This is a genomic window from Photobacterium nomapromontoriensis (genome assembly GCF_050336815.1).
In the GTDB taxonomy this organism is placed as follows: Bacteria; Pseudomonadota; Gammaproteobacteria; order Enterobacterales; family Vibrionaceae; genus Photobacterium; species Photobacterium nomapromontoriensis.
Genome location: NZ_JAKJSL010000039.1, coordinates 34,450 through 49,846 on the forward strand (window position 1 = coordinate 34,450; position 15,397 = coordinate 49,846).

Here is a 15,397-nt window from a genome sequence, read left to right on the forward strand (position 1 = left end):
TGTAGTATATCCAAGCCATAGGTGAACAGACGGGAACAAAGTCTAAATTCTCTGCTCCACTCAATTGATTGAGAAGTTATTGATTGACGTTTGACTAGTCAATCGGTCGATCCAGCAATACCCGCAGCGGCGGATTATCGTCAATCAGACTCGCAAGGGAGTGCCGATCAAGCTCGTCCAAAAATGCCTGACGTGCTGAAAACAACATTCCTTTTAAGCGGCATGCCGGCGTAATGTGACAAAACTCTTCACTACAGTTAACAATCTGCAGTGGCTCTATTGCCCTGACAACATCACCAATAATGACCTTCTCGGCAGGCATTCCTAAACGGATCCCACCATTCTTACCTCGCACGGTCTCGATGTAGCCTAATTGGCCGAGCCGGTTAATGATTTTCACCATATGATTTCGAGAGACACCATATACGTCTGTCACTTTAGTAATGCTCGCCAACTCACCTTGCGGCAAAGTGGCCAGGTATATGAGGGCTCTAAGGCCATAATCGGTAAAACTTGTCAATTGCACAATAACTCCTCCTGCTGCCATTTTAATCTTCTTATTGACTAAAAGATACAGATCAGATAAAAACCCAGTAAAACATGCATAATGAATGCAACATTATAAATAGGTAAAGTCATGCTCAATTCAAATACGATTGCAATCATCAAAGCGACAGCGCCAGTGATTGCCCAAACTGGCCCGGCCTTAACCGCGCATTTTTATACTCGTATGTTCCAGCATAACCCGGAACTACAAGATATTTTCAATATGAGTAATCAACGCAATGGCGATCAGCGTGAAGCATTGTTCAACGCGATTTGTGCCTATGCCAACAACATTGATAACCTTGCTGTATTATTGCCAGCCGTAGAAAAAATTGCTCAGAAACACACCAGTTTTATGATCACTGCGGAACAATACGCGATTGTGGGTAGCCATCTGTTAAGCACCATTGATGAGCTGCTGTCTCCAGGCCAAGAGGTTCTGGATGCATGGGCTGATGCTTATGGTGTATTAGCAAATGTATTTATCCAGCGCGAAGAAGCCATCTATCAGGACAATGAAACCAAGGCTGGAGGCTGGCGAGGCACTCGCCAATTCACACTCGCAGAGAAAAAAATGGAAAGCGATGTGATCACTAGCTTTACGTTTAAACCAGTTGACGGCGGTGACGTTGCAGCGTTCAAACCTGGCCAATATCTGGGGATCTATCTACAACCGGGGTCATTTGAATTCCAAGAAATTCGCCAGTACAGCCTGTCATGTGCGCCACAAAATGACCATTACCGTATTTCTGTTAAGCGAGAGACGGGTGGCAAAGTCTCTAACTTCTTGCATGATCACTTGAACGTCGGCGATAACGTTAGTCTAGCGCCTCCTGCGGGAGACTTCTTTTTAGACGTAGAACCAACCACACCAGTGACATTGATTTCAGCGGGAGTCGGACTCACTCCGATGTTATCGATGCTAGAAACGCTGACCCAACATCAAGCCAATGTTCATTGGTTACACGCGGCTGAAAATGGTCGTCACCATGCATTCAACGCTCATGTTGCAGCCTTGGCCGAGCAACATACTCATATATCAAACCATGTCTGGTATCGAGAACCGCTGGCATCTGATCATCCGGCAGAAGACTTCCACACGGCTGGCATCATGGATCTTACGCCGCTGAGTGAACCATTGTCTGAGCCTAATATGCATTTTTATTGCTGTGGACCTGTTGGCTTTATGCAGAATATTGCCAAGCAATTACTGGCGATGGGTATAGCGGAAGATCACTTACATTATGAGTGTTTCGGCCCACACAAAGTGCTATAACGGCCACGGTTAACCGTTGGATAGATAACAGAGAGGCGTATCTGCCTCTCTGTTTATTTTTATTCAGCAGCCTCGATGACGCGGCATTATTACCAGAAGCTATCACGCCTTTTAGCCCGCGCAATAACATTGGCTGGCATGCGGTTTTCTAGCCCTTGACGCAGGTGGGAGATTTTACTGTGAACTCGATGGCTAGCAGCCACGGTGTTATACAGCCAGCGGTAAGCATCTTCAAAATCTAACGGGCTACCGTAATTACTTAATAGCAGTTCCGCCAATTGGATCCGTGCATTCACATTGCCCATTGCAGCGGCTTCACGCAAATACGGAATCGCACGTTCTTTATCCTGTTGGACCAATTTCCCTTGAGAATAGTATCGACCAAGCTGTTCTAATGCAGCGGGGGAACCCTGCTGAGCGGCCAACTGCATATAATACACACCAAGCTCAACGTCACGCTTAACACAAACCCCCCATGCCAGCATGTCCCCATAAAGGAATTGATAGGACGGTGACTCAACTCGGATAGCTCGAGCTTCAATATCTTGTACTAACTGACAATCATCGGCTTTGACCCGCTGTAACTGAGTATTGCTTTCAAACATTCGAGCCAGTTCATTATCACTATACACAGGTACAGCATCACCCACTGCTTCCAATGCCGACGCAGGTGTCGCAGCCAGCAATGTCAAACTCAGAAGTAAGGGACGCAATTTCATCAGCAAATCTCTATCCAAACGTGGTTTATTTATCGGCAATGGCCGGTAATACTTTAGACAAAATTTGAGGAGGAATCACATTTACCAGCCTTCAAATAAATAGCGGCAATGATATTTTCAAGCAATCGTCGTTACCAATATTTGGAACCAAGATCCACGCTCAGCCAATCTCTGGCGATAAAAAAAAGCCAACCTCTCGGTTGGCTTTCAATCTCATCAAGATGACTCATAATCGCGTTAGCAATTACTCAGCGTATGGGTGAACCTTGATGATAGTTTCGTTACGGTCAGGACCAGTCGAAATAATATCGATTGGCACACCCGTTAGCTCTTCAATACGTGCGATGTAATTCAACGCTGCTTGTGGGAGCTCATCTAATGATTTCACGCCAACAGTATTCTCAGACCAACCAGGCATTGTTTCGTAGATCAGCTCAAGGTTCTCATAAGCATCAGCGGCCATTGGAGATACTTCTAGAAGTTCACCAGATTGGGTTTTGTAGCCAGTGCAAATTTTCAGCTCTTTCAGACCGTCAAGTACGTCAAGCTTAGTCAGACAGAAACCTGAGATAGAGTTGATTTGTACAGCACGACGCATAGCCACCGCATCAAACCAACCAGTACGACGTAGACGACCCGTTGTAGCGCCGAACTCATGACCAACAGTACCTAGGTGCTTACCTACAGGATCCTGCTTATCTAGGCCATCGTAAAGTTCAGTCGGGAATGGACCTGCACCTACGCGAGTACAGTAAGCTTTAGCGATACCCAGGATGTAACCTAGGTGACGAGGACCAAAACCAGAACCTGCAGCAACACCACCAGCGGTAGTATTCGAAGATGTTACATACGGGTAAGTACCGTGATCGATATCAAGCAGTGTACCCTGAGCGCCTTCGAACATGATCTTGTCGCCACGTAGACGCGCATCATCAAGTTCTTTAGTCACATCAATAACCATTGCAGTCAGGATATCCGCCTGAGCCATAACGTTTTCAAGAACTTCTTCGTAGCTCACAGGCTCAGCATTGTAGTAGTGCTCAAGCTGGAAGTTATGGTAAGCCATCACTTCTTTTAGCTTGTCAGCAAATGCAGCCTTATCGAATAGATCACCCACACGCAGACCGCGACGAGCAACTTTGTCTTCGTAAGCAGGACCGATACCACGACCAGTTGTACCGATCGCTTTTTTACCGCGAGCAATTTCACGAGCCTGATCGAGCGCAACATGGTATGGAAGAATTAGCGGACACGCTTCTGACAGGAACAGACGCTCACGAACAGGAATACCACGTTCTTCTAGTGGACCCATTTCTTTCATCAGTGCGTCTGGAGAAAGTACAACACCGTTACCGATGATGCATTTAACGTTGTCACGTAAGATACCTGATGGGATCAGGTGAAGGACTGTCTTCTCACCGTCAATAACAAGAGTGTGTCCAGCATTATGGCCACCTTGGTAGCGTACTACATACTTTGCATCTTCAGTTAAAAGATCAACGATCTTTCCTTTACCTTCGTCACCCCATTGGGTGCCAAGAACGACTACATTATTTGCCATCTTTCTTCGTCTATCAGTAGTTAAAAAAGGATTCTAGCACCTTAAAGGTTACCTTGCAGTCATTTTTGACCATGATCTCTTTTTCCACCAGGCCAGTATCACGAGCAAACATATTCGGTATTTACAGACGAAGATACATCATATAAGCCATCACTCCACCCGCAACCACCAGACAACCACCGATACGACGCAAGCTATTATCATCTTGCTGGCTCAACTGACTCACCATATTGCGCCAGCCTCGCGGAGCCAGTAACGGTCCAAGCCCTTCAAAGACCAAGACTAAGCCGAGCGCTACCCATATTGTATTATCCATTTTCGTCCCCTAATCATATTTGGGTTGCAGTATATACCCAAGTAACCTGAGTACGGACTCAAGGAGAGTTCAACACACTCAATTCAAGGGAAATAACAGGCAAAAAAAAGGCAAGACCGAAGTCTTGCCTTTCATCCGCTACCGGGAATCTTAGTTCACGGTGCCGCTTGCATCTTTCATATACTTGAAGAATTCCGTATTCGGGTCAATTACCAGAATATCACTCTTCGAATTAAAGCTGTTCTCATAGGCCTTCAACGAACGCAGGAAGTCATAGAATTCCGGGTTCTTGTTAAAGGATGCGGCATAAATCTCAGCCGTTTCTGCATCTGCATTACCACGAACCACCAAGGCTTCACGATTCGCATCTGCCAGAATGGTGGCAACTTTTAACTCAGACTCAGCACGAATAACTTCAGCCTTCTCACGACCTTGAGAACGATGCTTACGGGCAACCGACTCACGTTCTGCGCGCATACGACGATAGATAGATTCACTGATCTCATCAGGCAGATTGATTTTCTTCATACGGAAGTCAACCACATCAACACCCAAGTCTTTCATTGCACTAATCTTAATATCCGCTAGCACGTTTTCCATGATCTGATCACGCTGGCCTTCCACTTCTTTACGAGGGGCAACTTCAGCGACAATATCAGATGCAGGTGCAACGTCATCCGCCGTAGGTTCAGGGCTAGAACGATCAGGGCCCGAGACAATTTGCTTGATCTCACGCGAACCAATTTCAGAACGCAGGCTATCAACCACTTTACGCTTAAGCAGCGCTTCAGCCGTTGACTCGTTACCACCACCCGTTGTTAGGTAATACTTACCAAAATCTTCAATACGCCACTTCACGTAGGTATCGATGATCACGTCTTTCTTCTCAGACGTAACAAAACGATCGGCCTGATCATCCATGGTCTGGATACGAGCATCTAATCGGCGAACACTATCAAACACTGGCACTTTAAAGTGCAGACCAGGCTCATAGATACGCGCCACATCCGAATTGGCATCTTTTAAGATACGACCGAATCGCACCACGATTCCGCGCTCGCCTTCCTGTACCACAAACATCGACATCAACAACGTCGCGATAAATACCACAATCACTGGGATCATTAACTTACGCATAATTAATATCTCCCTTGACGGCTGGTATCAGCTCGTGGCGCAGGGGCCGTGGCTGGGGCAGTTTTCACTTTCTCCAGCTCAATCCCATAATTACCACTAGTGCTCTGTTTTGGCTTAGTGCTTTGCTGACTAGGATTAACCAGTTTATCCAGCGGCAAATAAAGTAAGTTACCGCTTGAATCGGAGTCAACCATCACCTTACTGGTATTGGCATAAACTCGCTCCATCGTTTCAAGATACAAACGATTGCGGGTCACTTCTTCAGCAGCCAGGTATTGCGGTAACAGTTTATTAAACTGTGCCACTTCACCCAACGCACCATTGATCACACGCTCAGAGTAACCTTCGGCTTCTTTCTTAATACGTTCTGCTCGACCGGTAGCTTTTGGCAAAATATCGTTGCTGTAGGCTTCGGCTTCACGGACAAAACGCTCTTCATCTTCTCGTGCAGCAATCGCATCATCAAAGGCATCTTTCACCTCTTCTGGCGGACGTGCAGACTGGAAGTTCACATCAACAACAAGCAGACCCATGTCATATTTCTTGATGATGTTATCAATAGCTTCTTGCGTATTCGCGCGGATCACCTGACGACCAGTAGTCAACGCCTGGTTCATGGTGGAGTCACCAATAACCGCACGCAATGCTGAATCAGTCGCCTGACGCAGGCTGTCATCCGCATTGGTTACACTGAACAGGTATTTCTCAGGTTCCGCGACACGGTACTGAACATCCATTTCAACTTTCAGTACGTTCTCGTCTTTGGTTAGCATCAAACCTGAGCTGCGCAAAGAACGGATTGCCTGAACGTTAACGGGTATCACTTCATCGATAAATCGAGGTCGCCAGTTCAAACCCGGATCAACCATTTCAGGTACGACCTTACCGAAGCGCAGTACAACACCACGCTCAGCTTCGCCAATGGTATAGAAGCCCGATACGCCCCATACTATTGCCGCCAACACCGCAATTGCCCCTAAACCGACTGCACTACCGCCAGTTGAAGGTCCCTTTTTATTCCCAAAAATACCACCGAATTTACGACTTAGTTTTGAAAAAACCTCATCCAAATCCGGTGGACCTTGATCTCGACCACCGCGATTATTGTTCCCCCAAGGGTCTTTATCACGGCCGCCGTTGTTACCAGGCTCATTCCACGCCATTATAGAACTCCATCAATATGATATGACGACAGTTTTTCTTATTACTCTAGCAGTCCATTAAGCAACGATAAAGTCATCTAACGAAGTACTTTCTCTTTTTTGCAATCGAGACCAGTCTGCCAATGGTAAACGTATATCAATTCTGAGACTGCCATCAGTCTCATATTCTTCACTGACAATACAGCCTAACTGATAAAACTTGCTTCGCATACGCCCAATGTACTGAGGCGGTAAACAAAGCGTATGTTTTACCATGGTGCCAGATAAACACTCAGTCAAGGCTTCGAATAGCAGATCGATACCCTGCCCTTCCATCGCCGAAACCCACACCCTGCAAGGTCGGCCTTCGTCATCTCTTTCGATGCGAGGTGTAGCGCCTTCCAGATTGTCTATCTTGTTCATCACCAGCAACATGGGAACATCGCCAGCGTCAATCTCTTCCAGTACCGTATCTACCGCTTCGATATTTTCACGAAAACGATCATCACTGGCATCTACCACATGCAGCAACAGGGTCGCATCCTGAGTTTCTTTCAATGTCGCCTTAAATGCAGCCACTAAGTCATGCGGCAAATGACGAATAAAGCCAACAGTATCTGCCAGAATCGAAGTGCCAACATCGACCACATCAATTTTTCGCAAGGTTGGATCTAACGTCGCAAACAGCTGATCAGCCGCATACACGCCAGCATTAGTAACACGGTTAAACAAGGTCGATTTGCCCGCATTGGTGTACCCCACTAGCGAAATCGTCGGGATTTCCGCCCGATTACGGGCTCGACGCCCTTGATCACGCTGTTTCGCTACCTTATCAAGACGCCGTAAAATCGTCTTGATCCGCTCACGAAGTAAACGGCGGTCGGTTTCCAACTGGGTTTCACCTGGCCCTCGCAAACCAATCCCGCCTTTTTGGCGTTCAAGGTGAGTCCAACCACGGATCAGTCGAGTAGAGATATGACGCAGCTGAGCCAGCTCGACTTGTAGCTTACCCTCATGGGTACGCGCACGTTGAGCAAAAATATCCAAGATCAGGCCCGTACGGTCCACAACCCTGCATTTACAAATTTGCTCCAGATTTCGCTCTTGCGCTGGAGAGAGTGAATGGTTAAATATAACAATATCGGCGTCTTCAGCCCGAACTGCTTCGGCAATTTCCTGTGCCTTACCTTCGCCCACGTAATACTTAGGGTGGGGAGTTTTACGACTACCTGTAACAACACGTAGCGTATTGACTCCCGCAGAGGAGACCAGCATTTCACATTCGCTTAAGTCTTCCCATTCCCCTTCTTGCGTGAAGTTGATATGTACAAGAATTGCCTGCTCACCGGATTCATAACGGTCAAACAAGCAACCAACTCCTTAATGAAGAACTTTTACTCTTCAGGTTTGTCCTGAGAACGCTCACCCGTCGCAGGACGATCACCAGCATGGTGGTGATTCACTGGACGAGCAGGAACTACTGTTGAGATAGCATGCTTATACACCATCTGGTTAACAGTATTTTTCAATAGGATCACGAACTGATCAAAAGATTCGATCTGGCCTTGTAACTTGATACCGTTGACCAGATAGATCGATACAGGGATTCTTTCACGACGCAAAGCGTTCAAAAACGGGTCTTGCAGAGATTGCCCCTTAGCCATTTTTTCTTTTCCTTTATTAGTTTGTAGTTGTAGTTAGCAACGAACACAATTAAAAACACGCAAAACAGTAGTGAGTATACACGCTATTCAAACGTCACATCTAACAGAGTTTGTGACCGTTTGTACGGCTAATTCTACATTACTGCTATCCAACCACGTCAGTTCATTCCAGCTTCTTAGCCAGGTGATCTGACGCTTCGCCAATTGACGAGTTGCGCAGATACCACGGAAAACCGCTTCATCTAAATCACAAGTCCCGTCCAAATATTCCCACATCTGGCGATAACCGACACAACGTATTGACGGCAGATCAGGGTGCAGATCACCGCGATCATACAAAGCACGAACTTCCTGTTCAAAACCAGCTTTGATCATTTTGTCAAAACGCTGCTCGATCCGCTGATGCAGTACAGCCCTGTCCTTGGGCATTATTGCAAATTGGTGAACCTTGTAAGGTAAGGCATCACCTTGGGTTTTCGTCAGCTCAGTTAAAGTGTTACCCGAAATACGAAAAACTTCCAATGCTCGTGATAATCGCTGAGGGTCATTAGGATGAATACGAGCCCCGGCTACCGGATCAATCCTGACCAGTTCCTCATGCATGGCCAACCACCCCCGCGCCTCTGCCTCTTGCTCAATTTGAGCCCGAATAACCGGATCTGCAGCGGGCAAAGGTGATAAACCTTCCAATAATGCTTTGTAGTACAACATGGTACCACCAACCAGTAAAGGAATTCGGCCTGCTGCCACTATATCAGCCATTTCCTTTAGTGCATCTGCACGAAAGTCTGCAGCTGAATAACTTTGCGCTGGATCACGAATATCTAGCAATCGATGCGGGGCTAAAGCCAGCTCATCAGCATCTGGCTTGGCCGTGCCTATGTCCATTCCTTTATAGATAAGGGCAGAATCGACACTTATCAACTCCACCGGGAGTTGTTGGCGTAAACGAATGGCCAAATCGGTTTTACCCGATGCTGTTGGCCCCATCAAAAAAATGGCTTGTGGTAGTGGCTTAGTCATAATCAAATGCTTCTATTGCTGCCGCGAGATCAACCCGTCGTAGCAATGTTGGATAATAATGTTCAAGTTCGGCCCCCCAAAGTTGCTCCAGCTCTGTCACCAACTGGATGGCCTGTGACAAGCTAAAGGCCTCAGAAGGACTCACCAATTGCCCGGCTAGCCAGTCCAATAACGGTTCCCACCCCTGAGCATCAGGATCGTCGGCCACAGCGGCCAAGTAACCCAGCAATAACGGGATAAGCTTTTGCAAATTCTGCTGTCGCAGCGGCTGACAGACAGACAGAATGATCAAACTTTGTTTGTTCTTGGCTTTAAGCTGGATCCCTAGCTGTTTGAGCAATAAGGCATGTTGTTCGATACAGTCTACCATACTCGGCTCAACAGGCACGGCGTGTGGGATCAACAAGGGCTGTGGCTTAAGCCCTTCATATTGCGCCTGACGCAATTGCCCTTTGGTTCGTAAGTGTTGGGCCCGCTCCAACCCCAGTAACGAGACCCCATCATCACGGCTGACCAACAAAAATTTCTGCTCAACCAAACATAAGGCTTTCCCCAGACCAATCCCATTGCTGCCCCCCAAGGCATCTTGACGCATGGGGGGGACGGAAGATATGGAAGCCTGTTGCGCAGGCAACGTCACTGGGCGAGCATCGAGAGGAGGATAAGACGTGACCGAGGCTGTCGGCGCAACCGTCTGTAGCAGTTGTTGATAAGCATCAATCTCTTCAGGTGTAGGCCCGTCATCATGATGATGGGGCGACCCGCCAGATCGGGACGAATTCGCGGTGTGTGCTGATGAATGTTCCCGTTCACTACGAAATGAACGCTCATGGCCCGTACGTTGTGCTGAAGATGCTCCTATCGATTCAGTATTCCGAGATGGTGCCGCTGACAGCCACTCTTGTGATGGCGCTTTATTGGGGTAATCCGGCGTATTAGCAATAGCGGCTAATGCCGCATCCGGCTCCTCAACACCATGTAACGAGGGCTCAGAGACGCGATATGCATACTCTGATGCCATCTCATCACGCTCCCCACCACCTTGAGCACTGGCTCTTGGTCGAGGCACGGTCAGTACCGTAGCATCATCGGCGGCTCCTTCAATTAATGCACTCTGGAGCCCCTGACAAATAAAGTCATGCACCAACCGAGCCTGATGAAAGCGCACTTCATGCTTAGCCGGATGGACATTGACGTCCACTTGATGCGGATCAACATCAATGAATAACACATAAGCGGCATACTGATCCGGGGCCAAACTCGCTTCATAAGCTTGGCGAATGGCATGATTGATCAGTTTATCTTTCATCATCCGGCCATTGACGTAACAGTATTGAATATCGTTTTGGCTACGCGCGCCCTGCGGGCTGCAAATCCACCCCGTCAGGGTTAAATCTCCGTGCGCTAATTCAACCGCCAAAGCATGCTCAAGGAAAGCACTGCCACACACCGAAGCCAAACGGCGTTCTTTCTGGATCTGTGTGGTAGCTGCTCGGTATTGCCGGATCATTTTACCGTTATGCCGCAGGTTAATCGTCACATCCATTCGGCTGAGGGCAATACGTTTTAACAGCTCATCAATATGGCCAAACTCGGTTTTTTCCGTTCGAAGAAATTTACGCCGGGCAGGGGTATTGAAAAACAGATCCAGCACTTCTAATGTCGTACCGATAGGATGGGCTGAGGGTTTAAGCTGGACCTCCATGTCTCGTCCTTCAGCATACGCCGCCCACGCCTGCTCTTGCTCCTCTGTCCGAGACGTCAAAGTCAGGCGCGATACAGAACTGATACTGGCCAATGCCTCGCCGCGAAACCCAAGGCTAACAATGGCTTCAAGATCATCGAGCGTGGTAATTTTGGATGTTGCATGACGGCTCAATGCCAAGCCCAGTTCCTCTTTCGGGATCCCTTTGCCATTATCCCGAATTCGGATGGTACGGCTCCCCCCTTTATCAATATCAATATCAATACGGGTTGCACCTGCATCAAGACTGTTCTCAACCAGTTCTTTGACCACCGAGGCTGGCCGCTCAACAACTTCACCAGCGGCAATTTGGTTTGCCAACCTAGCAGGCAAGATCTGAATGGGCATAATTTTACCGATATCTATAAATATTTGATTTTACGCTTTTATTTAGCTACTTGGTATGGTCAATTGTTGACCTACAGCCAATTTATCTGAGCGCAATTTATTGGCATCACGTAAACGCGTGATACTGACCCCATAATGAGCAGCGATTTTACCGAGAAATTCACCCCGCTTGACCGTATGCTTAACCGTTTTACGGTTCGTAATATCGATCTTAAGTTTTTGCCCAATCGCAAGTTCATCGGAGCGCAATGCATTCAATTTACGGATACTTGCTACCGACACCCCATACTGACTGGCCACCTTGCCAAGAAACTCACCGCGCTTAACCGTATGTGTTAAGGTTTTAGCCATTGGCTGAGATTTAGCTTTCGGTACTGCCGTCGCTACGGGTGCCGCAAGGGCTTTGCCTGGGATCACCAAAACCTGACCAATACGTAAGGTATTCGATTTCAAGTTATTCGCGTTTTTTATCGCCTCGACGGTCATACCATACTTGCTGGCAATGACACTCAACGATTGACCACTGCTCACCTTATGCTTTATGCCTTGCTGCCGTGAAGCAAACAAGGTGCCTTCTGGTGGCTTGTCATTAAAATAGGATAGCACGCCACGGTAGACCGCATCTGCCAACTGCCTCTGATGCGAGGTTGAGTTAAGCAAGCGTTCTTCTTTCGGATTAGTAATAAACCCCGTTTCCACCAACAACGATGGAATATCCGGTGATTTCAATACCGCCAAACTGGCATGCTCAGGCTTCGTTTTATGGAGTGATGCCACCTTGCTCAACTGTTTCAGCACCCGTGAGGCAACGTCATAGCCTTCTTTTTGAGAATGGCTAAACTGCAGATCTAACACCGCCATGCTGAGGTATTGATCATCTGTATCGCCAGACAATACATCACCACCACCCAACAATTCAGACTGCTTCTCATGCTGCTCCAGCCAACGGCCGATTTCACTATTAGCACGGCGGGTATTTAATACCCACACCGATGCTCCGTGGGGTTTAGGCGTATGAAAACCATCAGCATGAATCGAGACCAGCAGATGGGCTTTATTCTTACGAGCAATTTCAGAGCGCTTATTCAGATTAACAAAATAATCCCCACGCCGAGTAAGTACGGCCTTCATACCAGGCGTCGCATTGATACGATCTGCCACCATTTGGGCAATCCGCAGCGTGACATTTTTTTCATATTTGCTACTAGGTCCAATTGAACCCGGATCTTCTCCCCCGTGACCAGGATCAACCGCGACAATGATGTCATCGGTACCATAAGGTAATATTGCTTTCTGGTTCGTCACAGGTTTTGTCGCAGCAGATAACTCGGCGCTATCCACCTGACTTTTCGCATGAGGCAAATCCAAGACCAAGCGATGACTTGCATGCCCATCCGGAGTGGGAGCCAAGGTGAACAATGACGGTTTAGTACCGGTTTTAGTTTCAAACACCAACCGATATGTGCCCTTCTCGGGCGCGCCACTACTGCGAATAGTTTTGAGTACCGCACTGCCTTTCACCACGATAGGCAACTTTGTTTTTAGTGAAGTCTGCTTTAAATCAACCACCAGACGATCAGGTTTCGTCAAAGTAAAATAGCTATACTCCGCCTTATCCTGCATGTCGAGTACCACTCGGGTCTCATCAGGCGCAGGCCAGACACGGACTCCCTTTAACTCGTTGGCCATAACCATTGAGCTAAGTAGCCCCGCACTTATAATGACTGCATTAAAAAAAGCCCGTAACGACATCCTATCTGTACAACTCCAAACGTTTTATCAGCGCACAACCGTAGTCATTATTTGCGGTGATGGTGACTTTTCGCTGTTCACCCTCATAACGCATATCTAACTCCAGATCCGGTTCTGGTAATAAGCCCGCACCTTTTTCTGGCCACTCAACCAAACAAATGGCATCGTCAGAAAAATAGTCACGGATCCCCATAAACTCCAGTTCTTCAGGATCAGCCAAGCGGTACAAATCAAAATGATAAACCTGCCAAGGTGGCAATTCATACGGCTCAACGAGCGTATAGGTCGGGCTTTTCACATTGCCAATATGACCCAGTGAACGAATAAAACCACGACTAAAAGTGGTTTTACCTGCCCCCAGATCACCATGGAGGTAGATAGTAGTTTGACGCTCGCAAGCGTGGGCCAATTGATGGCCAAGATCTACAGTGGCCTGCTCATCAGCAAGTAGGGTTTCAAATGTTTGCATTGTATTCTTTATCTTGGATTTACTAATTGTCGAATATAAGGGAACAAGTCGCTGGCAAGCATACCACGCTCCCCATCTATCGCGCAGCGATCAGCTGCCGTACTATGGATCCATACACCACATTTTGCCGCATCAAGTAATGACAGCCCTTGTCCAAGTAAGGCACCAATAATGCCCGACAGTACATCACCCATACCACCAGTCGCCATACCGGGGTTTCCCGCCGCACACAACCAGCACTGATTGCCATCATCAATGAGAGTGCCAGCACCTTTTAATACTGCCACCCCGCCATATTTTTGCTGTAGCGCCCTGACAGCAACAAAACGATCCGCTTCGACCTCTGCAACAGAGCAGCACAGCAGACGAGCCGCTTCGCCGGGATGAGGCGTGATTATACGATTATTTTTATAGTCTGGAGAGATCGCTAATAAGTTCAATCCATCGGCATCAATAACCAACTTTTTTGCTGTTGTTGCCACAGCGTGATACAGCAATCGACTCCAGTCAGACAGGCCGAGTCCCGGACCTAGCACGACGACATCGGCCCAGCGACAACGCGATTCAATATCACCAGCACTACCATCCCAACCTTTTGCCATTATTTCAGGGATCGCAGTGATAATTGACAATACATTGTCAGGTTGCGTGATGACGGCGGTGAGTCCAGCGCCAGTGCGGGCAGCAGCCTGAGCGGCAAGTCGGATCGCGCCGCCCATACCATGATCGCCACCGACACACAGGATCCGACCATGATCGCCTTTGTGAGCCGTACGACTACGAGGGGGTAAACAGCGGTCAACATCCGTCGCTGTCACCCGCCTGACAGCCGGTAAACATAAATGATCAAATACAGCCGAAACCCCAAGCCCAGCAAATACCAACTGGCCAATGTAACGGGCGGCCTGACCCGTCATCAACCCTTGCTTACAGCCAATGAAGGTCACGGTCACGGCTGCCAATATCACCTCACCCAGTACTCGCCCGGTATTGGCGCAAAGTCCAGAGGGGATATCGACGGCAACCACGGGCACCGATCGCCGATTGATCATTGTGATCAACTTTCCCACATCGGATCGTACAGATCCTGCCAACCCTGTTCCCAATAAAGCATCGACAATAACGTCAACCGTCTCAGGTATCGCCTCTGCCGGAGCGTTTATCGTTCCACCATCCGCCAACCAAGCATCTCTGGCCTTCGCCGCATCACCCACCAATTGCTCTGAATTTCCCAGCTGCCAAAGGGTCACAGAATACCCGGCTTGCCGGGCTAACCGAGCCACAACATAACCATCACCGCCATTATTTCCCCCTCCGCAACAGATCAATATCTGTCGGAATTGAGGATAATAATGGCCTAGTTGAGCAAAGACTGCCGCACCTGCGCGCTCCATCAATTGGTACATTTCAAGCTGTGATTGCCGAGCCGCTTCTTTTTCTCCCTGTCGAACCTGCTCTGCCAAATAAAGCCGTTCTGACCCATGTCCCGTCATTGTCACTTTCCTCCTGCCAGCCACAGAGCATACTATTGCTGATTGTTTTTCCAACAGATACCGCAATCACATCAGTATAGATCCGACTCAGGCTATGATTCTAACCATTCATTGATCGACCACTTCATGATTAGCGGGTGCAATTTCCCTCAACAACTAGAATGAGTGTGGTACACTTCCGCCCCCAATAAAGCCAGGTACCACAAA

At 48.0% G+C, this 15,397-nt stretch carries 14 protein-coding genes; 1 reads left to right on the top strand and 13 read right to left on the bottom strand.

Going from position 1 to position 15,397, the window contains the following annotated elements:
- Positions 1-94: 94 nt before the first annotated feature.
- Positions 95-526: a nitric oxide-sensing transcriptional repressor NsrR gene (gene nsrR / locus L4D12_RS16805; protein WP_428448998.1), complete on the bottom strand. Its 432-nt coding sequence runs from the start codon at positions 524-526 to the stop codon at positions 95-97.
- Positions 527-637: 111 nt separating this feature from the next.
- On the opposite strand from nsrR, the gene hmpA reads away from it, so the two are divergent.
- Complete coding sequence (gene hmpA / locus L4D12_RS16810) at positions 638-1,822, top strand: NO-inducible flavohemoprotein (protein ID WP_428448999.1); 1,185 nt, start codon at positions 638-640, stop codon at positions 1,820-1,822.
- 89 nt (positions 1,823-1,911) lie between these two features.
- On the opposite strand, the gene motX is transcribed toward hmpA, so the two are convergent.
- From motX to L4D12_RS16870, 12 genes are all read right to left on the bottom strand, one after another.
- Positions 1,912-2,541, bottom strand: coding sequence for a flagellar protein MotX (gene motX / locus L4D12_RS16815; RefSeq protein ID WP_428449000.1), 630 nt, complete (start codon positions 2,539-2,541; stop codon positions 1,912-1,914).
- Positions 2,542-2,785: 244 nt separating this feature from the next.
- Complete coding sequence (locus tag L4D12_RS16820) at positions 2,786-4,102, bottom strand: adenylosuccinate synthase (RefSeq protein WP_428449001.1); 1,317 nt, start codon at positions 4,100-4,102, stop codon at positions 2,786-2,788.
- A gap of 121 nt (positions 4,103-4,223) precedes the next feature.
- On the bottom strand, positions 4,224-4,418 hold the full coding sequence (locus L4D12_RS16825) for a DUF2065 domain-containing protein (RefSeq protein ID WP_428449002.1): 195 nt from the start codon (positions 4,416-4,418) through the stop codon (positions 4,224-4,226).
- 150 nt (positions 4,419-4,568) lie between these two features.
- Positions 4,569-5,555 carry a protease modulator HflC gene (hflC, locus tag L4D12_RS16830; RefSeq protein ID WP_428449003.1) on the bottom strand — a complete coding sequence of 329 codons (987 nt, stop codon included), beginning with the start codon at positions 5,553-5,555 and terminating at the stop codon, positions 4,569-4,571.
- A 2-nt stretch (positions 5,556-5,557) separates the two neighbouring features.
- Complete coding sequence (gene hflK / locus L4D12_RS16835; RefSeq protein ID WP_428449004.1) at positions 5,558-6,718, bottom strand: FtsH protease activity modulator HflK; 1,161 nt, start codon at positions 6,716-6,718, stop codon at positions 5,558-5,560.
- Positions 6,719-6,775: 57 nt separating this feature from the next.
- A complete protein-coding gene (hflX, locus tag L4D12_RS16840) occupies positions 6,776-8,065 on the bottom strand; it encodes a ribosome rescue GTPase HflX (protein ID WP_428449005.1) in 1,290 nt (429 codons plus the stop codon).
- A gap of 26 nt (positions 8,066-8,091) precedes the next feature.
- Complete coding sequence (gene hfq / locus L4D12_RS16845) at positions 8,092-8,361, bottom strand: RNA chaperone Hfq (protein ID WP_428449006.1); 270 nt, start codon at positions 8,359-8,361, stop codon at positions 8,092-8,094.
- An 87-nt stretch (positions 8,362-8,448) separates the two neighbouring features.
- Complete coding sequence (gene miaA, locus L4D12_RS16850; protein WP_428449007.1) at positions 8,449-9,384, bottom strand: tRNA (adenosine(37)-N6)-dimethylallyltransferase MiaA; 936 nt, start codon at positions 9,382-9,384, stop codon at positions 8,449-8,451.
- Positions 9,377-11,476: a DNA mismatch repair endonuclease MutL gene (gene mutL / locus L4D12_RS16855; RefSeq protein WP_428449008.1), complete on the bottom strand. Its 2,100-nt coding sequence runs from the start codon at positions 11,474-11,476 to the stop codon at positions 9,377-9,379. The genes miaA and mutL overlap by 8 nt, the downstream gene beginning before the upstream one ends.
- Positions 11,477-11,518: 42 nt before the next feature.
- The gene (locus L4D12_RS16860; protein ID WP_428449009.1) at positions 11,519-13,228 is read right to left on the bottom strand and encodes an N-acetylmuramoyl-L-alanine amidase; all 1,710 of its coding nucleotides are present in this window, start codon (positions 13,226-13,228) and stop codon (positions 11,519-11,521) included.
- 1 nt (position 13,229) lies between these two features.
- Positions 13,230-13,697, bottom strand: coding sequence for a tRNA (adenosine(37)-N6)-threonylcarbamoyltransferase complex ATPase subunit type 1 TsaE (gene tsaE / locus L4D12_RS16865; RefSeq protein ID WP_428449010.1), 468 nt, complete (start codon positions 13,695-13,697; stop codon positions 13,230-13,232).
- A gap of 8 nt (positions 13,698-13,705) precedes the next feature.
- Positions 13,706-15,190: an NAD(P)H-hydrate dehydratase gene (locus L4D12_RS16870; protein ID WP_428449011.1), complete on the bottom strand. Its 1,485-nt coding sequence runs from the start codon at positions 15,188-15,190 to the stop codon at positions 13,706-13,708.
- Between the last annotated feature and the right edge of the window lie 207 nt (positions 15,191-15,397).